Origin of the sequence: Halobacillus sp. K22, from assembly GCF_052246795.1 — a bacterium.
In the GTDB taxonomy this organism is placed as follows: domain Bacteria; phylum Bacillota; class Bacilli; order Bacillales; family Halobacillaceae; genus Halobacillus.
Genome location: NZ_JBQQCN010000018.1, coordinates 16236 through 43026, shown reverse-complemented (window position 1 = coordinate 43026; position 26791 = coordinate 16236). Strand labels below are relative to the sequence as shown.

The following is a 26791-nucleotide window of genomic DNA, read 5'->3' as shown; positions in this document are numbered from 1 at the left end:
AATTATTTTTGTAATCGATTACATTAATATTCGAAAGGAGTTAATAAATTGTCATATATTCCAGTTGCAGTTCAGATGTTTACTTTACGAGAGGAAAGTAAGAAAAATTTTAAAGGCACATTAGAAAGGGTAGCAGAAATCGGGTTTGAAGGGGTAGAATTTGCTGGATATGGAGGTCTGGATCCAAATGAATTAAGAAAAACGATAGACTATTTAGGCTTAAAAGCTGCTTCCAGTCATGTTCCAATTTCCACTATTGAGAATGAATTAGACGAAGTTATTCAAACCCAGCACCAATTGGGGAGCAAGCACATTGTTTGCCCGTTTTTGCCTCCTGAAAGAAGAAAGAGAGAGGATTATCTGGAGTTAGTCGATATATTAAATAATGCCGGGCGTAAGTGTTATGAGGAAGGAATATCTTTATCCTACCATAATCATGATTTTGAATTAATTGAACTGGAGGATGGAAGAAAACCGCTTGAACTTTTACTGACAGAAACAAATCCTGAATGGGTAAAGGCTGAATTTGATATATATTGGTTAACTAAGGCTGGAGAGTCTCCAAGTGTCTGGTTAAATCAATATTTAGATCGTACTCCTCTTATTCACTTGAAAGATATGACTACAGATGAAGAACAGTTTTTTGCGGAATTAGGCACTGGCGGGGTTCGTGTAAAAGATGTTTTAGGTAAAGGTGAAAGTAATAAAGTGGAGTGGTGGATTGTAGAGCAAGATCAGTCGAAGAAATCCCCGTTTGAGAGTATTCAGGATAGTTTTAATTATTTGAAAAAGCAAAATATAGTGGCCACTTAAGAATAAGAAAGGAGAAGATCAATTTGAAGAAATTAACTAGCATCATCATCTTCTGTTCTATAATTTTTCTGGCAGCCTGCGGCGGTGCATCAACTAGTTCAGGAGGAGGAGATAAAAAAGAGATTGAATTTTGGCATATTGATCCTGGGGAAAAAGAAGCAGTCTACAAAGATGCGGTGGCACGGTTTGAAGAAGAGCATCCCGACGTGAAAGTGAAAATGCGTCGTATTCCTAATGATTCCTATAAGCAAAAGCTTTCCGTAGCTATGTCAGGAGGAAATCCACCTGATGTATTCCATAGTTGGGGTGGAGGTTGGTTAAATCAATTTGTAGAGCAGGATAAGGTCATGGATATTACAGAAGAAATTGATGAATCTCATTTTAATAAACTTGCCCTAGAGAACGGGACTTTTAATGAAAAAGTCTATGGTGTACCTCTTGGTCTTTCCATTGACGTGGTGTTTTATAACAAAGAAATATTTGAGAAATATAATCTGCAAGAACCAAAGACATACGAAGAGTGGTTAGATATTATAGACACTCTCAACGAAAACGGTGTTACACCTATAGCTTTAGCAAATAAGACTAAATGGCCTGGAGCCTACTATTTGATGAATTTTGCTAGTCGTATTGCAGGTCCGGAACTTTTTGACAGCGCTTTCAATCGTGAAGGTAAAGGGTTCGATGATGAAGCGTATGTACAAGCTGGACAGTACATACAAGAAATGGTTAAAAAAGATGCATTCAATGAAGGGTTTAATGGCATTCCTTATGATGAAGGTAGAGGTCGACAATTACTATATTCAGGTGAAGCTGCCATGATGGATATGACCATTTCATTCTTAAACAACGTACGATCAGAAGCACCGGACTTTGAAGAAAAGTTAGATTTCTTCCTATTCCCGACTGTAGAAGGTGGAGAAGGAAAGCAAAGTGAAGTAGGTGCAGCTACAGGGCCGGTATGGTCAGTATCAAAGAGTACTGAAAATCCTGAGCTAGCTGTCGAGCTTGTTAAAGCCTTAACTAGTGAGAAAACGGCACAAGATTACTCGGACCGTACAGGATCACTTAACGGAATTAAAGGTGTGGAGCCTTCTGATGAATTTACTAAACGTTTCTATGAAATTACTCAAAATGCTACTCATATGCAAATGCCGTACGACCAGACTCTTCCACCAGAATTAGCAGAGCTTCATAAAGATACTACTCAAGCTATCTTCAGTTTAGAAATGACACCTGAGGAAGCGGCAGAAAAGATGGAACAAAAAGCAGAGGAGACTTTAGAATAATTTGCTTGAAGAGAGGGCTTCCTCTCTTCAGCAAATAAGGAGGATTCATTTGGAAACACATATAAAGGTTGCACGTTCGAGAACTAAAAGCCAAGCCATTTCCAAAAGAAGTAGCACGTTTAAAAATAATCTCACAATTTTTCTCTTCATTGCTCCAGCATTTATTATTTATGCGGTGTATGTTTTATATCCTATTTACTCAACTTTCAATTATAGCTTGTATGAATGGGATGGTATGAGCGAAAAAACATTTATTGGACTTCAGAACTATGTGAATTTATTCAACGACGCTATTTTTTGGACATCGTTAACTAATAATACATGGGTCGTGTTAACTTCGATATTTGTCCAAATACCTTTAGGTTTAATAATGGCGCTTATGTTATTTGCACCTATAAGAGGGATAAGACTTATGAATAGTGTGTATTTCTTTCCCTTTCTTATGTCTACTGTAGCTATTGGGCTATTATGGGTCCTTATGTACGATCCAATTAATGGAGTTATTAACCAGCTTATTAATCTGTTAGGTTTTGAGAATATAGCATGGTTGAGTGGTGCTAATACCGCGATGATTGCAGTGTTACTGGTAGTGGTATGGCAATTTTCACCCTTTTATATGATTCTATTTAAAGCCGCAATTGTTGGGGTCCCTGAAGAATTATATGAAGCTGCAGAAATCGATGGAGCTAATGCTTTTACTAAATTCATTCACATTACTTTCCCTATGTTGATGCCTACCATCGTAAGTTCTTCCATCCTTGCTATCGTGGGATCTTTAAAGGCTTTTGACATCTTTTACATTATGACTGGAGGAGGACCTAATCATAGTACGGAAATTATGGGAACATACATGTTCAAGCAAGCATTTGTGAACTTTAATATGGGGTATGCCAGTGCTATTGCATTCCTTATGTTCTTTATCGCTTTAATTGTCACAATCATTATTCAGTTGCTGGATTATTTCCGGAAGAAGAAAGGGGCTATTTCATGATTAATTTTATGAAAAAATTTTCTTTGTACATCATTGCTATTTTATTGCTTATTTTCACCGGATATCCTTTTCTGTATATGATCTCAACCGCCCTTAAAGATCAAAGTGGTTTTTTCGAGAAACCTTTTGCCATATTCTCATCATTTAACTTAGAAAACTTTGTCTCAGTTTTTGAAATGGGATTAACTCGTTACTTTTTTAACAGCATTTTGATTACCGTGGTTGCTGTAGGAGTGGTTATGTTTATTGGTGCGCTGGCTAGCTATCCTTTAAGTAGAATGAATTTTAAATTAAATAGAGTAGTATTTTTACTGTTCATTTCAGGAATGATGCTTCCAATCCACGCTACCCTTATTCCTATATTTAAACTCACCGAGAATATAGGGCTTTACGACACTCTGTGGGCTTTGTTAGGTCCTTATATTGCTTTCAGTTTACCTATTTCTATTTTCATTTTAACCCAATTTATGAGGGAAATTCCAAAAGCATTGGAAGAAGCCGCTAAAATGGATGGATGCACCCACTTCGGTATTTTTTGGAGAGTGATCCTCCCAATGCTAACCCCCGCTTTAATGACAGTATTAATCTACAACTTTATTCATTTATTTAATGAGTTTATTTTTGCCCTTGTATTGATCTCCAGCCCATCCAGTATGACGTTACCTCTTGGTTTACAAGACTTCAAAGGTGAATTTTCCGTGAACGTCCCTGGTTTAATGGCAGCCTTAACCTTAGCTAGTCTACCTATCCTTGTAGTCTATCTATTCTCGCAGGAGAAAGTAGTAAAAGGCTTAGGGGGCGGTGCAGTCAAATAATTAATAATCGGAAAATAAAGGAGAGCTATATGTGAGAAAAGTAAAAGCAGGAGTCATAGGCTGTGGAAATATCAGTGACATTTATTTCAAAAACTTATCTTCTTTCGATACAGTCGAAATAATCGCGTGTGCTGACCTGAACATAAAGTTAGCGGAGAAAAAAGCAATGGAGCATCACATTCCGGAGGCATTACATGTAAATGAGTTGTTTTCACACTCGGAGATTCAACTTGTAATTAATTTAACTCCTCCTAAAGTACACGCAGAAATTTCGTTAGAAGCTTTAGAGAATGGAAAACATGTGTATAGTGAAAAACCGTTAGCTGTTACAAAAGAAGAGGGAGCCCGAATTATCCAGCGTGCTAAAGAAAAAGGCCTGCTTGTTGGGTCTGCTCCTGATACATTCCTTGGCGGAGGGATTCAGACATGTATGGATCTAATTCAAACTGGAGAAATTGGGCGGCCAATAGCTGCTACTGCTTTTTTGATGAATTCAGGTCCAGAACGATGGCATCCTAACCCTGAGTTCTTTTATGAGAATGGGGCGGGACCGTTATTTGATATGGGACCATATTATTTAACGGCATTGATTCAACTGCTTGGTCCGATTAACTCTGTATTTGGTTCAACATCTACCCATTTCCCAGAACGTATGATTCATACTGGGGAGAAGAAGGGGAAAACCTTCAAAGTTAATACACCTACCCATTTTTCAGGGAACATCGAGTTTAAATGCGGTCTTGTAGCTACGATGATTATGAGCTTTGATATACCTGCTCCCAATTCGCCATCACTAGAAATATATGGAAGTGAAGGAGCAATACGAGTTCCTGATCCTAATCAATTTGGAGGACCTGTGTTAATGAAGAAAAAGGGAGAAGAGGAGTGGAAAGAAATTAAACTCCGCTATCCTTACACTGTCAATAGTCGGGGGATAGGTGTATTGGACATGGTGTCTTCAATCCAGCGCCAGACTCCATTTAGAGCTAATAGTGAATTAGCTTATCACGTTCTTGAAACGATGCAAGCTTTCTTTGAATCTTCGGATTCAGGAGAAAGAAAGGTATTAGAAAGTACGTGGAATCCAACACCATTATTCGCAGAAAAATCCTTGTTAAAATCAAATAAGTGAGAGGATGAACAAATAATGAAGAAAGTTAAAGTCGCCGTTATTGGTTGTGGGAGCATCGCCAGGAAACGCCATCTGCCAGAATACAATGCAAACACTCAAGTGGAAATTGTTGCAGTATGTGACATTGTAGAAAATAGAGCTGTTCAAATGGCAGAGGAGTATGGAGCAATTGCATTTACTGATTATAAAAAAATGCTAGAACTAGAGGAAGTAGATGCCGTAAGTGTATGTTTACCTAACTATCTGCATGCTCCTGTTACCATTACTACTTTAAATGCTCAAAAACATGTATTATGTGAAAAGCCGATGGCAACTTCTATAGAAGAAGCGGAAGCAATGAATGAAGCAGCTGAAACTAATCAGAAAAAGTTAATGATCGCGCATAATCAAAGATTTGTATCCTCTCATCAGAAAGCGAAGCAATTGATTGACTCTGGAAGTATGGGAAAGATATATAGTTTCCGTACGACATTTGGACATGGTGGTCCAGAGAACTGGAGTATAGATGGGAGTACAAGCTGGTTCTTTAATAAAAAAGAAGCTTTTGTAGGAGCCATGGGAGATCTCGGGGTACATAAAGCAGACTTAATCCGATATCTATTAGGGGAAGTTGCAGAGGTGGGAGCTTTTGTAGAGACGTCCGCAAAAGAGGATACAAGTGTTGATGATAATGCTGTCTGCATATTAAAAATGAATTCAGGTATCATAGGCACACTAGCTGCCAGTTGGTCATATGTTTCTAACGGAGATAATTCTACAGTGATTTATTGTGAAAAGGGTGTCCTCCAATTAGAAAACGACCCTGACTATTCTCTTAAGGTAGATTATAAGAACGGAGAGAGTGTGCACCATAAATTAGATAAAATTCAAACAAATGAAGCTCAAGGTCAGACTAACACACATGTAATCGACCATTTTATTGAATCTATCATTTCCGATCAGATTCCTTTAATAACAGGTGTGGAAGGTCTGAAATCTTTAGAAGTTATACTTTCTGCTTTAGAAGCTAATGAAAGAAATACGATTAGTAAGATCGGCAACAGTCCTTCTAGTGTACATTAACATATTGTAGCAAAGGCTGATTAAGGAACTTTTTCTGTATAGCATTATACTATTAAAGGGTGCCTCTATTTTGTCCTCAAGGTAATTCAATCTATATTTAGATGTATAAAAAGACTATATCCTTATTATAAGGTTGTAGTCTTTTTATGCTTCAGAATATCCTTATACAATAGGAGTAAAACATGATCCTTAATACATTAATGAGCCGGGTAGATCCATTGCGTTTATATAAATAATTAATCACCTTCTTAAGAAGGTGATAGAGTTGGGTTTCTATCTTTGGATTTTTATGGCGCAAAAGTAAATACCATAAAGCCACACTTACCGAGTCTAATTGATATACCCTTTTCCGTATAATGGTATATTCTCTCCTTGGATCGATTGAAACGAAGTGGAGGAAGAACTATGGCTCGATGAAACTCCAACAGATGACGCGAATAGAGAAATGATACCTGTTACATAGACCAGCCAGGTTATTTGCCTTTTGAACTTCATTTTCCCACCTCCTAAATACCTTCTCACTTATGTTATGTCATGGGGGGAGGTGTATGATAGTTACGTTAATGACTATATTGTGAATTAATTCACATGTATTAAATAGTATGAATAATTATTGAATAGTTGGTAAGAAGTGAAAGAGGCGGATTTACCAACACTGTTCGTTTACCTGATAATAGCGAGGTTCTCAGGTAATATTTCGACTGATTAAGTTTGCTTAGCTGTATCTTGTGCAGGTTCCAAAATATAATAGTTTACACATTCCTTTTAATTACCCTTTAGGTTATTCCGTGCTGGAAAACCTAAGGGGTGTTTTGTACTTTCTTCAAAAAGATAAAATAAGTTTTCGATAAGATTAGACAAATCTTTCATATCGCAGGAAATGACAAAAGCCTGTCAATAAAAGAATCAGGAGTGATAGGCTGGTAACGTTTTAATACGATAACGTAGTTGAACTTTAAACGGCGTTCTTGATGGAAAATTTAGATAATTCTAAAATAAATGGTGTTGATATCAAATTTCCTTAAAATGGATAATAGGAAGGAGAACACTTTATGGTAAAAACACGTCCGCAAATCGACCAGATTGCGATGTATTCTCCGGGGAAACCTGTGGAAGAATTGAAGCGTGAAAAAGGACTCTCAAAAATAGTGAAGATGGCATCAAACGAGAATCCTTTTGGTTATTCTCCGCTTGCAGCAGAAGCTATACGCAATGAAATGAAGGAAATTCCGTTATACCCGGAGGTTACTTCACCACTGCTGGCAGAAAAATTAGCTAACAAACTCGCTGTGTCATCTGATCAAGTCGTATTTGGAAATGGTTCAGATGAAATTATCCGATTACTAACCAGAACATACATAAACGAAGGTGATGAGGTCGTGATGGCAGGGGTGACATTTCCACGGTACAAAACAAATGTCATCATCGAAGGCGGCGTTCCCATTGAGGTTGAAATGGAGGAGGGCGGCGTGCACGATCTGGAGAAAATGGCTGAAGCCTTGAACGAGAAAACAAAAATGGTGTTCGTCTGTAACCCGAATAACCCCACTGGCACGATCGTACATAAAGAACGCTTAAAGGCCTTTATTGAAAAAGTTCCATCCCACGTCATGCTTGTTATGGATGAAGCTTATTATGAATACGCGGATTCCCCTCAATATTTAGAAACAATCCCTTTACTCGATCAGTATAAGAATATGGTGATTTTACGGACTTTTTCAAAAGTCTACGGTCTAGCCGCGTTACGGATCGGCTACGGGCTCTTGGCAGCTGAAATGGTAAACGATCTCCATAAAGTTAAAGAACCATTTAATATCAATCGACTAGCTCAAGCAGCGGCCTCCGCTTCTTTGGATGATGATGAATTTCTTTATGAAAGCATTCGATTGAACAAAGAGGGGCGCGAGTTATTAACGAAACAATTCGAGGCTATGAATCTATCTTACTTTCCAACTCAAACCAACTTCATCATGGTTGATGTCGGTGCTCCCGCTAAAGAGGTTTATGAGTACCTATTAAATCTTGGAGTGATTATCCGACCTGGCCACTTAATGGGATATCCAACAATGATTCGTGTGACCATTGGTGAGCAGAAAGACAATCAATATTTTATGGACTGTCTCGAAGCCTATTTAATAGAACATCAAAAAGGTGAAAAAGGGGTGTTGAAGCGATGAACATGCTTGAGAAATTTCCATTAACGCAGTACGTCAGTGAAGAAGGGGAAGCGGTTAATTCCGAAGTAACGGACATGCTGACCGCTGATCAGTTCAAACTTTTTTATGAAAAGATGTTGAGAGCGCGCATGATGGACAAAAAGTGCGTTAACCTGCAACGCCAGGGTAGAATCGGAACGTATGTGCCTTATGAAGGGCAGGAAGCGGCCCAGGTGGGCAGTGCTTTAGCGGTTGAGGAAGGTGACTGGATGTTCCCAACCTACCGGGATCATGCGGCAACGATGACGTTCGGCCACTCGCTTCGCAATTTATTGTTGTATTGGGTAGGACGTATAGAAGGCGGTATTCCTCCTGAAGGAAAGAATATCTTTCCACCAGCGGTGCCGATTGCCTCGCAGCTGCTTCACGCTACTGGTGTCGCCTGGGCAGAGAAAAAGAAAAAGACCGATCGGGTATCCCTGGTGTACTTTGGCGATGGGGCAACATCGGAAGGGGATTTTCATGAAGGGCTCAATTTTGCAAGCGTTTTCAAAGCTCCGGTCGTTTTCTTTAATCAGAATAACGGTTATGCCATCAGCGTTCCAATGGAGAAGCAAATGAATTCTAAAACGATTGCTCAAAAAGGATTAGGCTATGAAATTCCAAGTATTCGAATCGATGGGAATGATATTGCGGCTGTTTATCTAGAAACAAAAAAGGCGGTAGAACGAGCTCGTAATGGTGAAGGACCAACTCTGATTGAAGCGGTCACATGGAGATACGGCGCACACACGACAGCGGATGATCCATCTAAATACCGTGATCAAGCAGAGAGCGACCAGAGAAGAACAACAGGCGACCCTTTACTCAGACTCGAAAAATATATGAAAAATGAAGGGCTATGGGACGAGGACTGGTTATCGAATACAGAGAATGAAATCATCAGTGAAATCAATACGGCTTTAGATGAGATGCAAAATTATCCTGAGCCAAAAATTGAGGATGTATTTGAAAACGTATTTGAAAAACCAACTTGGACTCTGGATGAACAGTTTGAACATCATAGGAGCATAAAGAGGGGGCAAATGTCATGACGACAGCTATTCAAGTGAGAAAATTAACGATGGTTCAGGCAGTGACAGATGCATTGAAAATCATGCTTCAAGAGGATGAATCCGTGATCGTTCTTGGGGAAGATGTAGGAAAAAACGGAGGCGTTTTCCGCGCTACGGAAGGATTATTTGATCAGTTCGGAGAAGAGCGCGTCATCGATACGCCGCTTGCCGAATCAGGAATCATCGGAACATCGATTGGTCTTGCGATTAACGGTTTTCGCCCAATTGCTGAGATGCAGTTTTTAGGCTTTATCTATCCAGCCTTCAATCAACTAATGACCCATGCTACTCGTATGCGGCAGCGTACAATGGGACGTTATACGGTGCCGATGGTTATTAGAGCTCCTTATGGGGCAGGGGTAAAAGCACCGGAAATTCATTCAGATAGTGTGGAAGCTTTGTTTACCCAAATTCCTGGATTGAAGGTTGTAATTCCATCCAACGCTTATGATGCAAAAGGTTTGCTGATCTCAAGTATTGAAGATCCAGACCCGGTGCTTTTTCTAGAGCCGATGAGAAGTTATCGCTCGTTCCGTACAGAGGTTCCTGAAGAAAAGTATACAGTCGAGCTCGGAAAAGCTTCCTATCAGAAGAAAGGAAATGACGTTACATTGCTGACATGGGGAGCGATGGTTCCGGATACCATGAAAGCCGTCGAACATTTCGAAAAGCAGCAAAACGCTACATGTGAGGTTATTGATTTAAGAACGTTATACCCATTAGATAAAAAAACCATCCAGGAGTCTGTAGAGAAGACAGGTCGCGTCGTCATTGTGCATGAAGCGCCAGCGACGGGGGGAATGAATGCGGAAATCATATCTGTTATTAATGATTCTGCCTTTTTCTACTTAAAAGCTCCCGTTCAAAAGGTTACCGGTTTTGACACACCAGTGCCTGTGTATTCTCTCGAAAAAGAATACCTGCCAAGCAGTGAAAAAATAATTCATGCCATTAATCAGGCATTATCATACTAGGAGGTCCGGAGCATGGATGTGAAATTGCATGATATTGGGGAAGGAATGCATGAAGCTGAAATTCTTTATTATTTTGTGAAAAAAGGGGATTTTGTGAAAAATGACGCTCCACTTGTTGAAGTTCAGACAGACAAAATGACGGCTGAACTGACCGCGCCAGCAGAAGGAGTTATTGAGGAAATTAAGTATGACGTGGGCGATGTGATTGAAGTGGGGACGACCATTTTAACGATGAGGTCAGAACAAAAGCAGTCCTCTAAGGAACCCGTACTTGCCGGGCAGGCGGCTGGTACAGAGACGAACCAAAGCTCCGGGCCAAGAAACTTTAATTGGGAGCTTCCATCTACTCGAGTGAAGGCTTCCCCTCATACGAGGAGGATTGCCAGAGAACAAGGCATCAAGATTGAAGACGTTAAGGGTACAGGAAAAGGAGGACGTATCCTCGATGAAGATATCTTCGCATTTATGGAAGCCCAATCGAACCCTTCTCCTGTAAAAGAAGAAGAGGAAGTGAAAAAACAGCCGCCAGTCGAACGAGCAGGACAGCAGCAAACCATTCCATTCAGAGGCCGGCGAAAGCAAATTGCCAAGAAAATGACCCAATCGCTTTATACGGCTCCCCATGTCACTCATTTTGATGAAGTGGATATGACGGAAGTATTAAAGCTAAAAGATCAGCTGAAAAAAGGCACAGATCGTCGTCCAGGCGTCCAGGTATCTGTTGCGGCTTTTTTTATCAAAGCACTCCAGCTATCCCTTAAAGAATTTCCGATCTTCAATTCTAAGTTAGACGAAGAGAAAGGAGAAATCCTTTTAGAATCGTCTTATAATATCGGACTCGCCACCGGAACTGACGAAGGGTTAATCGTACCTGTCTTAAAAAATGTAGAAAATCTATCATTAATAGACATCCATAAACAGATGAAAGATTTAACGAAAAAGGCGGTAGATAATAAGCTATCTGGACATGATTTACGGGGAGGAACCTTTACCATTAGTAACGTTGGACCGATGGGAAGCACCGGGGCGACACCGATATTAAATTATCCAGAAACGGGTTTGATGGCCTTTCATAAAACGAAAAAAATGCCAGTGGTTATTGATGATGAAATTGTCATCAGACAGATGATGAATGTGACGCTGACTTTTGATCACCGGGTGGCTGATGGTTCGCAATCAGTTGCCTTTACAAACCGGTTCATTGACTATATTGAAAATCCATATGAGATGCTAATCGAATTAATATAGAAAGAGCCGAGAGCGGTGACCGTGCGGGTCCGCTCCAATGGTTTCAGAAATGAAGTTGGTCAAAAAGGTTACATGGTAGAATTTTTTCAATAATCCTGGAGAGGGGAATTACATGGAAAAAAGAAAGCCTTCGTTTCTCGTTTCGAGTCTTGTTATTCTTTTGATTATTGCCATCCTTGGAGTCAGCATCTTAGTATATGGAACTGCGCCTCATATCCCAATTGTCATTGCTGCGGTGATCGTTACATTGTATGGACTAAAGTTAGGGTACAAGTGGAAAGAGTTAGAAAAAGCTATGACAAAAGGAGTCTCCTATGGTGTTCCTGCCATCATTATCTTAAGCTTGATCGGAATAACCGTCGGCGTCTGGGTATTGAATGGTACCGTTCAAACCATTACATACTACGGTCTGCAAGTATTATCTCCATCCCTGTTTTTAGTTAGTGCTGTCATTATTACAGCCGTAGTAGCTACGATGACGGGAAGTTCCTGGAGTGCCATCAGTACAATCGGAATAGCCTTGATGGGCGTGGCTTATGGGATGTCAATTTCTCCAACTGTAACGGCCGGGGCTATTGTATGCGGCGCATTGTTTGGAGACAAATTGTCCCCGCTATCAGATACTACGAACTTGGCTGCAGCTACAGCTAAAGTCGATATTTTCCAGCATATCCGCCATATGCTTTGGACCACCATTCCAAGCTTAATTATTACGCTCGGAATCTTTGCAGCCATTGGGATATTTTCCAGTCGAGAGGCAGCCGATATAGGAAAAGTAGAATCGATGATGACGACGTTGAATAATGAGTTTATGCTTACACCCGTGACGCTTATTTCTCCTCTGCTTATTATCATTCTGGCTTTTAGAAAAGTCAGTCCGATTCCATCTTTGATTATCGGGCTGGTAGCAGCGGTCATCACTACTTTTTATACGGTTCCAGGAGTCTCTCTTGGTACCATTATGAACACAGCACATTTCGGATACACGGCGGATACAGGAGTAGAAGCGATTGATAACTTATTGTCACTAGGCGGATTAGATAGTATGCTGTTTGGTGTATCGTTAATTTTGATAGCGCTTTCATTCGGCGGTATCATACGGGAAATCGGCTTAGCTCAAGCCATTATTGAAGGTTTGAAGAGGTTTTTGCGAAGCAGGGGCAATGTTATTACGTCAACCGTTTTATCTTGTTTAGGAATCAATGTGGTTGTTGGAGAACAATATTTATCGATCATTCTTCCAGGGCAAATGCTTGAGGAGAGTTATGAGCAGACGAATCTTCATCCTAAAAACATGTCCAGGACGCTTGAAGATGCCGGAACGCTTATCCACCCTTTAATTCCATGGGGAGTGACGGGAGCGTTCATTATGACCACATTGAACGTAGGAATCGGCTATATTCCGTTTTCGTTTATCTGTTTCATCTCTCCGATTATTGCCATCATTTACGGCTACACGGGCTTTACACTAACTCCGCTGGCGACGGAAGATGTGGTGGATTTTGAAAAGCAACGAGTTTCATCAGGAACAGGAAGTCATTAATATAAAGAGAAAAGGAAGATCAGCTTGGAAGTTTTCGGACCAGTAACCATGACATTTGAAGAACGAGAGCGAACCTTTTATTACAGCGTACCTGAACATATGGAGCAGGCTGTGCCCGCTGTATTCTGCTTTCACGGGGCTGGCAGCAGTGCAAAGCACCATATGAAAATCACTGAATTCCACAAACTCTCAGAAGAGCATCAGATCATAACCGTCTTTCCTGATGCGGTTCATTTCAATCCTGCAGACCGAATGACAAAGCAATGGAATGAAGGAAGAGAAAAAAATACGGCCTTTCAGCAGGAAGTCAATGATGTCGGGTTTGTATTGGAATTGATGGATTGGCTCAAACATAGGTATCCCATGGATGAAAGCAGAATTTACGCCACAGGGTTCTCCAACGGTTCGGCCTTCAGTTTGAGACTTGGCCTTGAATGTCAGGATGTTTTTGCCGGAGTGGGAGGAGTTTCGGGTCCCCTGGTCAAAGATTTAGCCGAAAAGTTTCAATGGAGCAAACCTATGCCGATGCTTTTCATCATGGGAACGGATGATAAGCTTGTCCCTTATGATGGGCATTATGATTCGACCTACATGATTGATCAGCTGCTCTCCGCAGAAAAAACAGTTGAGTTTTTTGCAAAGTCATGGGGAGTTCATGAAACCACTCATCAGGAGCGGGTTATGGAAAACGAAGAGTTCTCCATTATGAAAAGCGCTTACCCGCAAGAAGAAGAGAAAGTTGTTTTTTATTCCATTGAAGGTGGAGGACACACGTGGCCTGGAGGACCTTTGTCGCAAGCATCATCCTTAACCGGAAAAGTAGCCGGTCAGTTGGACGCGACGAAAAAACTCTTTGATCACTTAACTAAATTTCAAAGATAAGCAAGGAGCCGATTTTCGGCTCTTTTTTTGTGTGGAATACAGGGTGGGAAAGTCAGAGCAGAGCTCGGAGGTCTTTAGGCTAGAGGAAGTTTATCTTCTGGCTGAATAGAAATCGAGTTGTATTTCAGTTGATCTTCCTATCATGGAGTGAACGCTTAGAATATAGAAGAAAAATGAATGAACATGATCAGTTAAAGTAGGCTTTTAACCTAACAAAGCAGAGCTATATTTTTTTTATATACAAAACGAACTTAATCAATATTTTATATATGAAAGATCGAGTGTTACTTTGTAATTACATGATAATTGTGAATATTTTACAAAATGACATGATTCTTACTAGAAGGAGTGAATGGAATGCCCAAAGCGAAAGCAAAATTCAGCGGTAGATTGCAGATGCAGAAGATTGATGTTTACCCGAATGAAGGCACTATGCAATGGAATGGAAGTGTCAATTCATCCGAGCATACCTGGGATTCCCCGGTATCGGGTACAATTTACGGTACATTACTAAACTATCAAGGTGCACTGGATCAAATGGAAGACGTCTTACATCAGGAACCCTACAAATCCCCTCCAAAAGCTCCGATTCTCTATATCAAACCTAAAAACACCATTACGGGTCATCAAACTATGATTCCCATGCCGGTAGATGCACCAGAACTTGAAGTGGGAGCCTGTCTTGGCCTGGTTATCGGGGAAAAAGCTTCGCGTATCAGTGAGGAAGAAGCGATGAGCTATATTGCGGGTTATACGATTGTAAATGATATGAGTATTCCGCATGAAAGCGTGTTCAGACCGGCGGTTAAGTACAAAGCACGCGATGGGTTCTGTCCTGCAGGACCGTGGATTGTAGAGCGTGATGACGTACCGGCCCCTGACAACCTGACTATTCGCGTCTATGTGAATGGGGAGTGTAAGCAGGAAAATCATACTGGGAATCTCGTTCGCTCGGTTGCGCAGCTGCTTTCAGATGTTACCGAATTTATGACCCTTGAAAAAGGGGATACGCTGCTGGTCGGTATTCCAGAAAATCCTCCTCGGGTAAAAGATGGGGACCAGATCCGTATTGAAATAGAACAGGTAGGCGTACTTGAAAATAAGGTTAAAAAAGAAGCATCTGTAGGAGGGGTTAAATCATGAAAACGGCACGGGTAGCCTTTGAAGGCGGAATTTATAAGGCAACGGAGCTTTCTGAAGGGATTCACCTGGATAATGGCAGGCAGGTGGCAGAGGAAGAGGTGGTCTGGCTGCCGCCGATTGAGCCGCAGACCAGCTTTGCGCTTGGATTGAATTATAGTGATCATGCGAGCGAGCTTTCTTTCAAAGCTCCCGAAGAGCCGCTTGTATTCTTGAAAGGACCCAACACTTTTGTCGGTCACCGGGGCAAAACCTATCGTCCTTCTGATGTGACTCATATGCATTATGAGTGTGAACTGGCTGTCGTCATCGGGCGGGAAGCGAAAGATGTTAAAAAAGAAGAGGCGTACAGCTATATATCCGGCTATACGATTGCCAATGATTATGCGATCCGCGATTACCTGGAAAATTACTACCGCCCGAATTTGCGAGTGAAAAACCGTGATCACTGCACACCGATCGGTCCCTGGCTGGTCGATGCCGCAGAAGTTGAAGATCCTATGAATCTGGCTTTGCGCACGTATGTTAATGGTGAACTGGTTCAGGAAGGCTCAACGAAGGATATGATTTTTGATATTCCTGATCTTATCGAATACTTAAGCAGCTTTATGACACTAAGTCCAGGGAATCTTATTTTGACAGGGACTCCAAAAGGGACAGTGGATACAAAAGTAGGAGATGAGGTCATTACAGAGATTGAAGGCCTGGGCCGTCTGGTCAATACGATTACCGGGGAGCCAAGCTGAGACGAAGGAGGAAGAATCATGCCGCATGTGATTGTAGAATACACGGATAATCTGAGCCCTCATACGGATATTCAAAGTCTGCTCCATAAGATGGGCCAGGTCTTAGTAGGACTCGGGGACACGTATCCGGTCGGTGGAATCCGCGTAAGAGCCCATAAAGTCACAGAGTATCGCATAGCCGATGGGAAAGCAGATGATGCGTTCGTTCATACAACGTTGAAAATAGGCAAAGGAAGAAGTGAAGAAGCGAAGCAGGTCACCTGTGAAAAACTATTTAATGTGATGAAGGAACACTTTGCTTCCATTTACGAAGAAAAATACTTAGCTTTATCTCTCGAACTAGTAGAATTTCAGCATAAAACCTATAAACATAACAATATCCATAGCCGTTTTAGATAAGAATGATAAAGGACCTGAATAAGGTCTTCTTCTTTTTAGATTAATGTAAGCGTTTTCTCTAATGGGAGACTCTTAGCACCCCAATATAAAAGGAGGGCGAATATGTTAGGTATTGAAGATGTTTCTATTGCATTTGTGTGGGTCGCTACCGTGTTGTCCGCACTTGGCTGTGTCATTTACGGGGCCGTCATGTGGAATCGGGGCGGAGGTGAGCGAGAGTGAATCTAGCTGTATTAATTCCTTTATGTATTGCCTATATTGGTGTTATGTCGCTGCTAGCGTATTATGGCTATAAAAAGACAACGTCTGAAGCTGACTATCTAGTTGGAGGTCGAAATATTAACCCCGTCGTTATGGCTTTGTCCTACGGAGCTACGTTTATTAGTACGTCCGCCATGGTGGGCTTTGGCGGAGTTGCTTCTATTTATGGATTAGGTCTATTGTGGCTTGCTTTCTTAAATATTGTCCTGGGAATTTTCGTAGCTTTTGCTGTATTTGGCAAAAAGATTCGCAGGCTCTCACTGAAGCTAGACGCTACGACCTTCCCTTCATTATTAGGAAAACATTATGATTCGAAGTTCATCACGGTATTCTCAGGGGCGGTCATTTTCATCTTTATGCCTGCCTACACAAGTATTGTGTTAATAGGTGGCGGACGCTTCCTGCAGGAAACCCTGTCGATGAACTTTAATGCAGCATTATTGATTCTTGCCGTGATTATCGCACTTTACGTAATTGGGGGAGGCATTAAAGCCGTCATGTACACGGATGCCTTCGCTGCTGTGATCATGCTACTCGGGATGGCCATCTTCTTATTTGCCAGTTATCAAGCGGTAGGGGGCATTGTGGACGGCCACCAGGCACTGGCCTCACTGAAATCGATGGTTCCTGACTCGCTCGCATCCCAGGGACATCAAGGGTGGACAAGTATGCCGGAGCTGGGTTCACCTATGTGGTGGACGCTTGTCAGCACGATTATTATGGGCGTTGGTATCGGGGTGCTTGCACAGCCACAGTTAGCGATGCGTTGTATGACCGTAAATAACGACCGCGCTCTTTACCGTTCTGTTCTTGTGGGTGGAATCTTTATCTTTTTCATGACGGGAGCGGCTTACATGATCGGCCCGCTAAGCAATGTTTATTTTATGGAAACGGCTGGACAACTTTCGATTAGTGTAGCGGGTGGAAATCCTGACCTTGTTATTCCAAAGTTCATTAATACACTTATGCCCGGTTGGTTTATCTATGTATTTACGCTCACTCTTCTTTCAGCGACGATTTCTACCGTAAGCTCTCTCATTCACGTACAGGCAAGTGCGTTTGGTGAAGATATCTTGAAAACGTTAGGCATCCGATCCGTGTTAGGAAATGTGATCAGCCCGGCGCGCCTTGGGGTCATCGTTGGTGTCATTTTGTCTGTGATTCTTGCTTACCTTTTACCAGGAGGTGTTATCGCTCAGGCCACCGCTTTTTGGTTCGGGATTTGCGCTGCCGGATTCCTGCCTGCGTTAGTTGGAGCGTTTTATTGGAAGAAAGCTTCCCGTGCAGGAGCGGTTTACAGTATTGTGACCGGGTTTGGAGTCAGCATGTTCGGTTTCTTATTTTTGCATGAAAAGCAGTCAGTAGCCTTTGGTCTTTCGGAGGCTCTTTTTGGAAAAGGTTACCTTCTTGCCTATCCCTGGACCCATGTGGATCCTTTGTTCTACGCGCTTCCTCTATCGACAATAGTGTTTATAACGGTAAGTTTGTTTACTTCACAGAGGCAGGCTCACCAGGAAGAGGTACGAACGGAAAAAGTACACGTACGATAATATGTTGTAATAAAAGAACTTCCCTACAGCTAGGAAGTTCTTTTTCATGTTCTACGCTATTTTAGTCCATAACTTGGAGGATTGCACTGCAGGGACATTAATCATGCTTTGGATTATTAATAAATGGGGTCACACAGATCTACCTGATCTTCATTTTCTGTCCACTTCGAATAGATCTCCAGCGTCCATTTTTCTGGTGAACGTTTATACCCTTTTTCCTCTATCCACTGATGTAAATGGTCATAACCACCGAAAATCTCCGATGAGTGGCCCCTAAAATGAAGGACAGCATATTTTTCTTCTGGCACAGTAAGGCTGACCATTCCATCAGGGATATCTTCTAAACTCTCCACTTCATAACAAACCCAGTAGCCATCGTCTTCGTTAGAGGTTTCAGCCGCTTTAAAAGCACCGACAAGCTTTACGGGATCCACAAGATTGTTGATCTCACCTATGCGACGATCTAACATCATAGAAGCTTTAGGGATTTCCTTGGCATAACCTTTCATACCTTTACAAACGACGCGAAAGCCTACTAACTTCTTTTTTCCGATTTCCTTTACTCCAGTTATCGTGATGGGATTAGCTTTTTCCATCTATCCAGCCTCCTCATTAGTTTTCTATAAGCTTTCTTCCATGAAGAGCCTTTATTATCCTTTTAGATTTCCTGCAATCGAAGCTTTCAAGAATGGGTATAGGAAGTTTCTAAAGTTGCACAAGTTTTTCTAAATCAGTATTTACTTCGAAAAATCGCAGCAGCCTCCGGGAAGCCTTCGTTAAATACCGGTCTTTATGCCAGATAATCGCAGCTTCCGCTTGGATATCAGCATTTCTAAACTCATAGCTCCTGATATTCGAAAAAGAAAACGCTTCCAAAGTTGAACGCGGAACAATGGATGCTCCCATTTCATTAGCCACAAGCGATAAAAGCATAGTTGGATCCGGGCATTCACAGATCACATTAGGGTCAAACCCATGCTTCCTGCACTCGTCCACGATCAATTCAAATTGTCCCATACCGCTGATGCGGTGTAATAGCATTAACGGAATACCTTTTAAGTCCTCGACTTCCACTTCTGCACTATCTGCCTGAAACACGTCCCAGGAGGCAGGGGTTACTAATACATAAGGTTCAGGGGAGAGGGGGATCATTTCAAATTCATCCCGTTCAATGGGAAGGCGGACCACGGCCATTTCAATTTCCCGTTTTCGAATACACTCCGCCAGAAAGTAGGTATCTCCTTCTCTAAGTTGATAGGTCAGTTGGGGATATTGGTGTCGCAATTGATGTAACGGACCCGTTAAGGATGCAAAGCATGATTTGTTGGAACCTATTTGAAGAGTGCCTGTAATTCCTTCGTTCGTCTCTTTAACTTCTACAATCGTTTCCTCTAACTCGTTAAGAATCTGACCTGCTTTTTGATAAAGTACTTGTCCTGCGCTTGTTAATTCGAGTTTACGGCCATGACGGTCAAACAGCTTCAGGTCAAGTTCTTCCTCTATCAATTTAATTTGCTGGCTAAGAGGAGGCTGAGCCATATGAAGTTTCTTGGCTGCTTTGGTTACTTGTCCTTCCTCCGCTACCATACGAAAGTAGCGTAATTGCTTAATATCCATTGTTTTCCCCCGTTCATTATGTATATGAAAATCATATGGAAAATAAATATTATAGATATTTTTAATATAGAAAAGCCTGTGTGATAATTTGAATATACAAACTTTAGCAAATATTTGCAAATTTAGTCTAAGGAAGGAAATTATTTTTTTAAGCAATTAAGAAAGCGCTATCATTGAGGAGGATAAGCATGAACGAACTTACTTTATCTGATATCAATCAGGCAGGAAAACGTGTGATTAAAGAAGTGAAAGATATTCAGCTTTACATTGATGGAGCTTTTGTAGATGCCGAAACCCAGGATCAATTTGATAATTATAACCCGTTTACGAATGAAAAGATCAACAAGGTCGCTTCTGGAGCGGAAGCGGATATAGACAAAGCGGTAAAAGCCGCGAGGAAAGCTTTCAAGGGAGAGTGGGGAAGCCTTTCTCAAAACGAACGGTTAAGCTACATTTACAAAATTGCAGACTTAATAGATGAGCATATCGAGGAAATTGCTCCGCTTGAATCCTACGATACAGGACTACCAATCAGCCAGACGAAGAAAATGGTGGCGCGCGCTGCCCAAAATTTCAGATTCTACGCAGAGATGGTAAAAAGTCGTCTGGTCGGAGATGCCTACCAGGTGGATCATGACTTTCTCAACTATACGATTCATAAACCTGTTGGAGTAGCCGGGTTAATCACTCCCTGGAACGCCCCATTCATGCTTGAGACGTGGAAGATCGCGCCAGCACTCGCTACCGGAAATACAGTCGTGTTAAAACCGGCTGAATGGTCCCCGCTTACGGCGAATCGCTTAGCGGAAATCATTGATAAGGCCGGGCTTCCAGACGGTGTCTTCAACGTCGTGCATGGCTATGGAGAAACGGCCGGGGCATCGTTAGTTGCTCATGAAGATGTGGAGCTGATTTCGTTTACAGGAGAAACGACGACAGGGTCTGAGATTATGAAAAATGGCGCAGACACGCTGAAGCGTTTTTCGGTGGAGTTAGGCGGTAAATCCCCAATCATTGTGTTTGATGATGCAGACTTTGAGCGGGCGATCGATGCCTGCACGTGGGGGATCTTCTCCTTTAACGGCGAACGCTGCACGGCAAATTCAAGATTATATGTCCACGAAGACATCGCTTCTGATTTTATCGCAGCACTGAAAGATCGAGTTGAGAACATTGTGGTCGGTGATCCAATGAAAGAAGACACGCAGGTCGGTCCGTTAATTCATACGAAACACTATGAAAGTGTGAAAAGTTATCTGGAACTGGCGCAAGAAGAAGGGTGTCAGGTGATCAGCGGATCGGTTCCGAAAGAACACAGCCGCGGTAATTTTGTAGCGCCAACGCTGCTTCTTAATGCAGACACATCGATGAGAGTGGTACAGGAAGAGATTTTTGGCCCAGTCATTGCTGTGATGACCTTCAAAGATGAAGCGGAAGCGGTTGATCTAGCAAATAATGTTCGTTACGGACTGGCGGGCTATGTGTGGACCAAAGATCTTCAGCGCGGTCACCGGGTTGCGCAGGCGGTGGACGCTGGAATGTTGTGGATCAACTCTCAGAATGTGCGGGATTTGAGGACTCCTTTCGGTGGATCCAAGCACAGTGGAATTGGGCGCGAAGGCGGACATTATGCTTTTGAATTTTATACAGAAGTGCAAATCATCCATGTAGCGCTGGGAGATCACCGCATCCCTCAATTTGGAAAAAAATAATCTAGGAGGAGTTTATTTATGCCAGCAAAAACAGGTGCTCAATATAAAGAGAAGTTAAAAAATGCTAAGAATAACATCTATATTCACGGAGAGCGCGTCGAGGATCCGACGACTCATCCTGCTTTTAAAAATGTCGTCCAGTCGATGGCCGATTTATATGACCTTCAATATGAGAAACCTGAAAAGATGCTCTACACCTCTCCTCAAACAGGGGACAAAGTAGGGATGACTTTTTACCGCCCGGAAACCATCGATGATTTGATCAAGCGTCGGGAAGCGATTCAGGAATGGGCACGCCTTTCCGGAGGATTGATGGGACGCTCCCCTGACTATTTAAATGCAGAAGTGATGGCAATGGGAGTAGCCAATGACTTGTTTGGCGAAGATGATCCGATGTTCGCTGAGAATGCTAAAAATTATTATGACTATGCGCGGGAAAACGATATCAGCTTGACGCACACCTTGATTCACCCGCAAGTGAACCGTCAAAAAGCCCAGCACGAGCAAAAGGATGCCAACGTAGCGCTTCACCTCGTTGAGAAACGATCGGACGGAATCATTGTCGATGGTGCACGTTTACTTGCCACGCAGGGCGGCATTACAGATGAGATCCTCGTCTTCCCTTCAACCGTTAAAAAGGCTGGCGAGCTCGATGATCCGTATTCTCTTGCCTTTGTGGTACCAAACAATACACCAGGACTTAAGTTCATCAGCCGTGAATCCTTTGATAACGGTAAAAACACTTGGGATCACCCATTAAGCAGCCGTTTTGAAGAGGGCGATGCCATTGTTTACTGTGATCATGTGTTCGTTCCATGGGAAAAGGTTTTTGTTTGCGGCAATTCCTCCATTTGTAACCGTACTTTCATAGAGACCAACGCTGTGGTGCATATGTCTCACCAGGTCGTAGCTAAGAACGTGGTCAAAACGGAATTCCTGTTAGGGGTTGTTTTGAATCTGATGGAATCCATCGGTATCGACAAGTTCCAGCATGTCCAGGACAAAGGTACCGAAATTATGCTAACGCTTGAAACGATGAAGTCTCACCTCTTCAGGGCCGAGCACAATGCCAAGCTTGATAAATGGGGCACGATGACCCCTGACTTTGATGCTTTGAACGCGGCTAGAAACTGGTATCCAAGAATATATCCACGTCTTGTAGAAATCCTTCGAATACTAGGAGCTTCCGGATTGATGGGCATTCCAACCGAAGAGGATTTCCATCACGAAGAAATCGGACCGATTGTCAATCGTGCGCTGCAGTCTAAGAATATGGAAGGCTATGAACGTGTGAAACTCTTCCGTCTAGCCTGGGATCTTACGATGAGTGCCTTTGGCAGCAGGCAGACTCACTATGAGTATTACTTCTTCGGCGATCCTGTGAAAATGGGGATGACTTACTTTGAACAGTTCAACAAAGAACCATATAAGGATTACGTACAGGATTTCCTGGAGCAAGTAAAAACGTCCAAACCAAACTATACAAATGTATAAGGAGTGAAGACCATGGATTTTGATATCATCCGTGCGGGCCGCGCCGTTTTACATGTCACAGACTTAGAGAAATCAAGAGCTTTCTATGAAGCTCTTGGTTTCATAGAAACAGCGTCAGATGATGAACAAATTTTTTTCCGGGGGCTTGAAGAGCATAATCATCATAGTCTTGTTCTGAAGAAAAGAGAGAGTCCTGCCGTAGAAGTGATCAGCTATAAAGTGAAATCTGAGAAAGACATCGATCAATTGGCTGCTTTTTATGAAAAGCAGGGCACCGAATTGAGATGGATGGAAGCGGGTTCTCAGGAAGCAGTAGGGAGGGCTCTGAGAATTCAGGATCCCTCTGGTTTACCTGTAGAGTACTATGCGGGAATGGATCAGGCTGAACGAATGATTCAGAAGTATCACCATCATAAAGGGGCAAAAGTGCAGCGGATTGACCATTTTAACTGCATGGTTACCGATGTAGAAAAAGCATACGCTCATTATAGCAATGATTTAGGCTTTGCCTGTTCGGAATATACCGAAGGGGAAGAAAAGAAAATATGGGCAGCCTGGCTGCACCGTAAACCAAGTGTCCACGATGTTGCTTATATGAATGGGCTGGGACCAAGGCTCCATCATATCGGTTTCTGGCTAAAAGACCCAATGAATCTGATCGATGGCTGTGATGTGCTTGCATCGATGGGTTACGGTCCAGCGATTGAACGTGGTCCTGGACGACACGGCTTATCTAATGCGTTGTTCCTTTACTTAAGGGATCCGGATGGACATCGTATTGAGCTCTATAACGGAGATTATTTAACTAGTGACCCGGACTTTAAACCGGTCCGCTGGGATCTCGATGACCCAATGCGTCAGACGTTTTGGGGACATGAAGCTCCTGATAGCTGGTTTAATGAAGCATCAGAAGTTCTCAATGTTCATTCCAATAAAAAAGTAACGCTGACAGAGCCGAAATTGAAGAAGCGCAAACCGACGTTTGTAACTTGAACAAGAAAAATTAACTAGAGGTGATGAGGATGGACAATCGAATGTTCCGAACAGCAATGGGGAAGTTTACGACAGGAGTAACGGTGATTGTATCTGAAATGGAAGGGCAAGTGCATGGAATGACCGCCAACGCATTTATGTCGGTTTCCCTTGATCCCAAGCTAATTCTTGTTTCGATTGATAAAAAAGCGAAAATGAATGAAGTGATTCAAAAGTCTAATCAATTCACCGTGAATATTCTCTCTGGCGATCAAAAAGAAATGTCGATGATTTTTGCAGGTCAAATTAAAGAAGATAAACAGGTTGAATTTGAAACGGTAGAAGGTCTTCCGGTCATTAAAGACTCCCTTGTCAGTCTGGTGTGTAATGTCTATCAGGACCATGAGGCAGGGGACCACACCCTTTATATAGGCGAAGTGATCAATTTAAATATTCAGGATGGGGACCCGCTTGCGTTTTACGAAGGAAAATATATGCAAATGACGTAACGAAGGAGGAGGGCAAGGATGATAACCATCCCTATCAAACACCCGATTGCACCATCCATTCAAGAGAACAGTCAGTCCTGTGTCCTGGCTTTAGGATTCTTTGACGGTGTGCACTTAGGACATCAGAAGATTATTAGTACAGCGAAAAAAATCGCTAAAGATAAGGGTTTAAAACTTGCAGCTATGACCTTTGCCCAACACCCCTCTTCGGTTATTCCAAAAGGACCGACTATTACTAGATTTATAACACCGCTTTCTGCAAAAGTGAAAATCTTTGAGCAGCTCGGCGTTGATATCCTTTATGTTGTTGATTTTACCAAGGAGCTCGCCCAAGTTCCTCATCAGGAGTTTGTAGATCAATATCTATGCGGACTCAACAGTAAGCACGTCGTTGCTGGGTTTGATTATAAATATGGATTCAAAGGCAAAGGAGATATGAATCAACTGTCTGTAGATAGTAAGGACCGATTTGGAGTCACGACGGTTTCAAAATTTGAGAAGCATGAGCAAAAAGTAAGCTCTACTCTTTTGAGGACGCTCATTTCTACGGGCAGGGTTGAGGAAATTCCCCACTATCTAGGAAAAAGCTATGAAATGGCGGGCAAAGCGGAAGGCAAAGGAAAAACCTGTACATTTTCTTTTGACCCTACCTACTTTATGCCGATCCCTGGGCATTACGAAGTGACCGTGAAGAGTAATCTGTTTCAAGCGAAAGGAATGTGTGAGGTCCCATTGCTCCACTGTCCTGGAGAGCTTACCACCACCTTCTTTGAAGAAACTCTACATGGAGATCTTGAGAATGCTGCATTGCAGTGGAACAATTTCATTGCTGACTTTGAAATGGACATCCTGCATGCCCAGGGAGATTTACGAGAATTAGAGATGAGTATGTAAATAGCAAGAAGGAGGAGATAGGATGAGAGATTATCAAGAGATAAAATCAAAATTAAGAGGTTCGATGACACCTGTCATTACGCCCTTTAAAGCAAATCATGACATTGATTTTGAGACCTTTTCTAGTCTAATTGAATTTCAATTGGAGAATGGGACGCATGCGATTTCGGTGACAGGTACATCGGGGGAACCTAGCTCTTTAACAGAAGAAGAACGTGTGCAGGTCATGCGCACGGCCCATCAGACCATTAATGGCAGAGTTCCGTTTGTACCTGGAACAGGCTCCACCAATCACGATGAGACGATGCGTCTGACGAAAAAAGCAGAAGAGATCGGAGCGGACGCAGCGTTAGTTATCGTGCCTTACTACAACAAGCCAAATCAGCAAGCACTATACAAGCACTTCAAAACGGTTGCTGACTCTGTGGAGATCCCGATTATTGTGTACAATATTCCGGGACGTACTGCACAGAATCTCCATGTGGACACATTAGCTCAGTTGAGCAAAGACTGTCCGAATATCATCGGGGTCAAAGAATCAAACAAAGATTTCGAACACGTCAATCGTGTACTCCTAAAATGTGGTCGTGATTTTCTGCTGTTCTCGGGTATCGAACTGCTTTGCTATCCGATGCTTGCAATTGGCGGAGTGGGCTCTGTCAGTGCCACAGCAAACGTCCTTCCAGGAAAAGTAGCCCAGATGCATGATGCCTGGTTCGACGGGGATGTCGTCACCGCCCAAAAACTCCATTATGAATTGATGGAGTTGAATGATGTCCTGTTTAAAGATACAAATCCAGCGCCTGTGAAAGCAGCCCTTGGGATGATGGGCAAAATTGAACCTCATTTAAGACTGCCGATGGATCTCCCGTCCGAAGGACTGCAGAATGAAATCCGTGAGACTTTGAATAAGTATGGGGTAAGCCTTCAATATGTATAAGTGAGTGAGAAAAAGCGGTTTCTTTCCTATGACTAAATGGAAAGAGCCGTTTTATTTTTTGGTAGAGATAATCCATTCGTAAACAAATAATAAGCTTCTTACCTTACTAATGTGATGATCCTGTAGGAAATAGCGCTGAACGTGAAGAAATTGTTCAAGGAGAGGGAGGTGAACCAATGGCTGACATTCACTTCGATGCCATGAAAAGTAAAGGCGTAACCAAAAGCTCAGAAGGGCATGAAATTCACTATCAGGTTTTTGATGTGAGTGGGTTAGACGATGGACAGGATTTTCAAGTGGAATATGAAACTAGTGATGACTTCACTCCCAAACAGGAGCAGTTAACCTTTAAACAAGGGACAGAGACGATAGAGTTCAAGGGGCATACTTTTTACCTGGATAATGTTAAGTAGGTATTAGAAGCATAATGAGCAGGAAGCTGTTTTTTTAAAAGCCGCGCTCCCGCCTGATAGGGAGCATGGCTTTTATAACTATTGCATCTAAGTTTCGCATTCCTATTAGCTTAGCCGAGTTAGG

At 42.2% G+C, this 26791-nt stretch carries 27 protein-coding genes; 24 read left to right on the top strand and 3 right to left on the bottom strand.

What is annotated here, in order from left to right:
- Positions 1–48: 48 nt before the first annotated feature.
- From ACTWPM_RS13470 to ACTWPM_RS13445, 6 genes are all read left to right on the top strand, one after another.
- Entirely contained in the window at positions 49–813 is a 765-nt protein-coding gene (locus tag ACTWPM_RS13470) for a sugar phosphate isomerase/epimerase family protein (protein WP_443133546.1), read from the top strand.
- 23 nt (positions 814–836) lie between these two features.
- Positions 837–2102 carry an ABC transporter substrate-binding protein gene (locus tag ACTWPM_RS13465; RefSeq protein WP_443133545.1) on the top strand — a complete coding sequence of 422 codons (1266 nt, stop codon included), beginning with the start codon at positions 837–839 and terminating at the stop codon, positions 2100–2102.
- A 235-nt stretch (positions 2103–2337) separates the two neighbouring features.
- The gene (locus ACTWPM_RS13460) at positions 2338–3093 is read left to right on the top strand and encodes a carbohydrate ABC transporter permease (protein WP_443133596.1); all 756 of its coding nucleotides are present in this window, start codon (positions 2338–2340) and stop codon (positions 3091–3093) included.
- Complete coding sequence (locus tag ACTWPM_RS13455) at positions 3090–3908, top strand: carbohydrate ABC transporter permease (RefSeq protein ID WP_443133544.1); 819 nt, start codon at positions 3090–3092, stop codon at positions 3906–3908. Before ACTWPM_RS13460 ends, ACTWPM_RS13455 begins: the two co-directional genes overlap by 4 nt.
- Before the next feature lie 31 nt (positions 3909–3939).
- Positions 3940–5040 carry a Gfo/Idh/MocA family protein gene (locus ACTWPM_RS13450; protein ID WP_443133543.1) on the top strand — a complete coding sequence of 367 codons (1101 nt, stop codon included), beginning with the start codon at positions 3940–3942 and terminating at the stop codon, positions 5038–5040.
- 15 nt (positions 5041–5055) lie between these two features.
- Entirely contained in the window at positions 5056–6102 is a 1047-nt protein-coding gene (locus ACTWPM_RS13445; RefSeq protein ID WP_443133542.1) for a Gfo/Idh/MocA family protein, read from the top strand.
- 330 nt (positions 6103–6432) lie between these two features.
- Here the strand turns inward: ACTWPM_RS13445 and ACTWPM_RS13440 are convergent, their stop codons facing one another.
- Positions 6433–6597, bottom strand: coding sequence for a hypothetical protein (locus tag ACTWPM_RS13440; RefSeq protein WP_443133541.1), 165 nt, complete (start codon positions 6595–6597; stop codon positions 6433–6435).
- A gap of 557 nt (positions 6598–7154) precedes the next feature.
- On the opposite strand from ACTWPM_RS13440, the gene hisC reads away from it, so the two are divergent.
- From hisC to ACTWPM_RS13385, 11 genes are all read left to right on the top strand, one after another.
- Positions 7155–8279 carry a histidinol-phosphate transaminase gene (gene hisC / locus ACTWPM_RS13435; protein ID WP_443133540.1) on the top strand — a complete coding sequence of 375 codons (1125 nt, stop codon included), beginning with the start codon at positions 7155–7157 and terminating at the stop codon, positions 8277–8279.
- Between the two features lie 2 nt (positions 8280–8281).
- Positions 8282–9352, top strand: coding sequence for a pyruvate dehydrogenase (acetyl-transferring) E1 component subunit alpha (gene pdhA / locus ACTWPM_RS13430; protein WP_443133595.1), 1071 nt, complete (start codon positions 8282–8284; stop codon positions 9350–9352).
- Entirely contained in the window at positions 9349–10347 is a 999-nt protein-coding gene (locus ACTWPM_RS13425; protein WP_443133539.1) for an alpha-ketoacid dehydrogenase subunit beta, read from the top strand. Before pdhA ends, ACTWPM_RS13425 begins: the two co-directional genes overlap by 4 nt.
- 12 nt (positions 10348–10359) lie before the next feature.
- Positions 10360–11595: a dihydrolipoamide acetyltransferase family protein gene (locus ACTWPM_RS13420; RefSeq protein WP_443133538.1), complete on the top strand. Its 1236-nt coding sequence runs from the start codon at positions 10360–10362 to the stop codon at positions 11593–11595.
- A 112-nt stretch (positions 11596–11707) separates the two neighbouring features.
- The gene (nhaC, locus tag ACTWPM_RS13415) at positions 11708–13138 is read left to right on the top strand and encodes a Na+/H+ antiporter NhaC (RefSeq protein ID WP_443133537.1); all 1431 of its coding nucleotides are present in this window, start codon (positions 11708–11710) and stop codon (positions 13136–13138) included.
- A gap of 24 nt (positions 13139–13162) precedes the next feature.
- Positions 13163–14020: an alpha/beta hydrolase family esterase gene (locus tag ACTWPM_RS13410; protein ID WP_443133536.1), complete on the top strand. Its 858-nt coding sequence runs from the start codon at positions 13163–13165 to the stop codon at positions 14018–14020.
- A 357-nt stretch (positions 14021–14377) separates the two neighbouring features.
- A complete protein-coding gene (locus ACTWPM_RS13405; protein ID WP_443133535.1) occupies positions 14378–15163 on the top strand; it encodes a fumarylacetoacetate hydrolase family protein in 786 nt (261 codons plus the stop codon).
- Entirely contained in the window at positions 15160–15906 is a 747-nt protein-coding gene (locus ACTWPM_RS13400) for a fumarylacetoacetate hydrolase family protein (protein WP_443133534.1), read from the top strand. The genes ACTWPM_RS13405 and ACTWPM_RS13400 overlap by 4 nt, the downstream gene beginning before the upstream one ends.
- Positions 15907–15924: 18 nt before the next feature.
- Complete coding sequence (locus tag ACTWPM_RS13395; RefSeq protein ID WP_443133533.1) at positions 15925–16305, top strand: 5-carboxymethyl-2-hydroxymuconate Delta-isomerase; 381 nt, start codon at positions 15925–15927, stop codon at positions 16303–16305.
- A 102-nt stretch (positions 16306–16407) separates the two neighbouring features.
- Positions 16408–16527, top strand: coding sequence for a symporter small accessory protein (locus ACTWPM_RS13390; RefSeq protein ID WP_443133532.1), 120 nt, complete (start codon positions 16408–16410; stop codon positions 16525–16527).
- Positions 16524–18116, top strand: a complete 1593-nt coding sequence (locus tag ACTWPM_RS13385; RefSeq protein ID WP_443133531.1) for a sodium:solute symporter family protein — start codon at positions 16524–16526, stop codon at positions 18114–18116. The genes ACTWPM_RS13390 and ACTWPM_RS13385 overlap by 4 nt, the downstream gene beginning before the upstream one ends.
- Positions 18117–18232: 116 nt before the next feature.
- Here the strand turns inward: ACTWPM_RS13385 and ACTWPM_RS13380 are convergent, their stop codons facing one another.
- Together ACTWPM_RS13380 and ACTWPM_RS13375 are read right to left on the bottom strand one after the other, a co-directional pair.
- The gene (locus ACTWPM_RS13380) at positions 18233–18712 is read right to left on the bottom strand and encodes a GyrI-like domain-containing protein (RefSeq protein WP_443133530.1); all 480 of its coding nucleotides are present in this window, start codon (positions 18710–18712) and stop codon (positions 18233–18235) included.
- A 109-nt stretch (positions 18713–18821) separates the two neighbouring features.
- The gene (locus tag ACTWPM_RS13375) at positions 18822–19733 is read right to left on the bottom strand and encodes a LysR family transcriptional regulator (RefSeq protein WP_443133529.1); all 912 of its coding nucleotides are present in this window, start codon (positions 19731–19733) and stop codon (positions 18822–18824) included.
- Between the two features lie 188 nt (positions 19734–19921).
- On the opposite strand from ACTWPM_RS13375, the gene hpaE reads away from it, so the two are divergent.
- The 7 genes from hpaE (at position 19922) to ACTWPM_RS13340 (ending at position 26667) form a co-directional block, all read left to right on the top strand.
- Positions 19922–21445: a 5-carboxymethyl-2-hydroxymuconate semialdehyde dehydrogenase gene (gene hpaE, locus ACTWPM_RS13370; RefSeq protein WP_443133528.1), complete on the top strand. Its 1524-nt coding sequence runs from the start codon at positions 19922–19924 to the stop codon at positions 21443–21445.
- Positions 21446–21463: 18 nt separating this feature from the next.
- The gene (gene hpaB, locus ACTWPM_RS13365) at positions 21464–22939 is read left to right on the top strand and encodes a 4-hydroxyphenylacetate 3-monooxygenase, oxygenase component (protein WP_443133527.1); all 1476 of its coding nucleotides are present in this window, start codon (positions 21464–21466) and stop codon (positions 22937–22939) included.
- 12 nt (positions 22940–22951) lie between these two features.
- Positions 22952–23932 (top strand): 3,4-dihydroxyphenylacetate 2,3-dioxygenase, encoded by a 981-nt coding sequence (hpaD, locus tag ACTWPM_RS13360; RefSeq protein ID WP_443133526.1) that lies wholly within the window; start codon positions 22952–22954, stop codon positions 23930–23932.
- 29 nt (positions 23933–23961) lie between these two features.
- On the top strand, positions 23962–24420 hold the full coding sequence (locus ACTWPM_RS13355; RefSeq protein WP_443133525.1) for a flavin reductase family protein: 459 nt from the start codon (positions 23962–23964) through the stop codon (positions 24418–24420).
- An 18-nt stretch (positions 24421–24438) separates the two neighbouring features.
- Positions 24439–25314 carry a cytidyltransferase gene (locus tag ACTWPM_RS13350; RefSeq protein ID WP_443133524.1) on the top strand — a complete coding sequence of 292 codons (876 nt, stop codon included), beginning with the start codon at positions 24439–24441 and terminating at the stop codon, positions 25312–25314.
- Between the two features lie 22 nt (positions 25315–25336).
- A complete protein-coding gene (gene hpaI, locus ACTWPM_RS13345) occupies positions 25337–26254 on the top strand; it encodes a 2,4-dihydroxyhept-2-ene-1,7-dioic acid aldolase (protein ID WP_443133523.1) in 918 nt (305 codons plus the stop codon).
- A gap of 176 nt (positions 26255–26430) precedes the next feature.
- Positions 26431–26667 carry a hypothetical protein gene (locus ACTWPM_RS13340; RefSeq protein WP_443133522.1) on the top strand — a complete coding sequence of 79 codons (237 nt, stop codon included), beginning with the start codon at positions 26431–26433 and terminating at the stop codon, positions 26665–26667.
- Positions 26668–26791 lie beyond the last annotated feature (124 nt).

Excerpts from the sequence above, each read along its gene's own strand:
- ACTWPM_RS13460 (WP_443133596.1), top strand. The coding sequence starts at position 2,338 with ATGAGCGAAAAAACATTTATTGGACTTCAGAACTATGTGAATTTATTC.
- ACTWPM_RS13455 (WP_443133544.1), top strand. The coding sequence starts at position 3,090 with ATGATTAATTTTATGAAAAAATTTTCTTTGTACATCATTGCTATTTTA.
- ACTWPM_RS13445 (WP_443133542.1), top strand. The coding sequence starts at position 5,056 with ATGAAGAAAGTTAAAGTCGCCGTTATTGGTTGTGGGAGCATCGCCAGG.
- ACTWPM_RS13440 (WP_443133541.1), bottom strand. The coding sequence starts at position 6,597 with ATGAAGTTCAAAAGGCAAATAACCTGGCTGGTCTATGTAACAGGTATC.
- hisC (WP_443133540.1), top strand. The coding sequence starts at position 7,155 with ATGGTAAAAACACGTCCGCAAATCGACCAGATTGCGATGTATTCTCCG.
- pdhA (WP_443133595.1), top strand. The coding sequence starts at position 8,282 with ATGCTTGAGAAATTTCCATTAACGCAGTACGTCAGTGAAGAAGGGGAA.
- ACTWPM_RS13425 (WP_443133539.1), top strand. The coding sequence starts at position 9,349 with ATGACGACAGCTATTCAAGTGAGAAAATTAACGATGGTTCAGGCAGTG.
- ACTWPM_RS13420 (WP_443133538.1), top strand. The coding sequence starts at position 10,360 with ATGGATGTGAAATTGCATGATATTGGGGAAGGAATGCATGAAGCTGAA.
- nhaC (WP_443133537.1), top strand. The coding sequence starts at position 11,708 with ATGGAAAAAAGAAAGCCTTCGTTTCTCGTTTCGAGTCTTGTTATTCTT.
- ACTWPM_RS13405 (WP_443133535.1), top strand. The coding sequence starts at position 14,378 with ATGCCCAAAGCGAAAGCAAAATTCAGCGGTAGATTGCAGATGCAGAAG.
- ACTWPM_RS13400 (WP_443133534.1), top strand. The coding sequence starts at position 15,160 with ATGAAAACGGCACGGGTAGCCTTTGAAGGCGGAATTTATAAGGCAACG.
- ACTWPM_RS13395 (WP_443133533.1), top strand. The coding sequence starts at position 15,925 with ATGCCGCATGTGATTGTAGAATACACGGATAATCTGAGCCCTCATACG.
- ACTWPM_RS13390 (WP_443133532.1), top strand. The coding sequence starts at position 16,408 with ATGTTAGGTATTGAAGATGTTTCTATTGCATTTGTGTGGGTCGCTACC.
- ACTWPM_RS13380 (WP_443133530.1), bottom strand. The coding sequence starts at position 18,712 with ATGGAAAAAGCTAATCCCATCACGATAACTGGAGTAAAGGAAATCGGA.
- ACTWPM_RS13375 (WP_443133529.1), bottom strand. The coding sequence starts at position 19,733 with ATGGATATTAAGCAATTACGCTACTTTCGTATGGTAGCGGAGGAAGGA.
- hpaE (WP_443133528.1), top strand. The coding sequence starts at position 19,922 with ATGAACGAACTTACTTTATCTGATATCAATCAGGCAGGAAAACGTGTG.
- hpaB (WP_443133527.1), top strand. The coding sequence starts at position 21,464 with ATGCCAGCAAAAACAGGTGCTCAATATAAAGAGAAGTTAAAAAATGCT.
- hpaD (WP_443133526.1), top strand. The coding sequence starts at position 22,952 with ATGGATTTTGATATCATCCGTGCGGGCCGCGCCGTTTTACATGTCACA.
- ACTWPM_RS13355 (WP_443133525.1), top strand. The coding sequence starts at position 23,962 with ATGGACAATCGAATGTTCCGAACAGCAATGGGGAAGTTTACGACAGGA.
- ACTWPM_RS13350 (WP_443133524.1), top strand. The coding sequence starts at position 24,439 with ATGATAACCATCCCTATCAAACACCCGATTGCACCATCCATTCAAGAG.
- hpaI (WP_443133523.1), top strand. The coding sequence starts at position 25,337 with ATGAGAGATTATCAAGAGATAAAATCAAAATTAAGAGGTTCGATGACA.
- ACTWPM_RS13340 (WP_443133522.1), top strand. The coding sequence starts at position 26,431 with ATGGCTGACATTCACTTCGATGCCATGAAAAGTAAAGGCGTAACCAAA.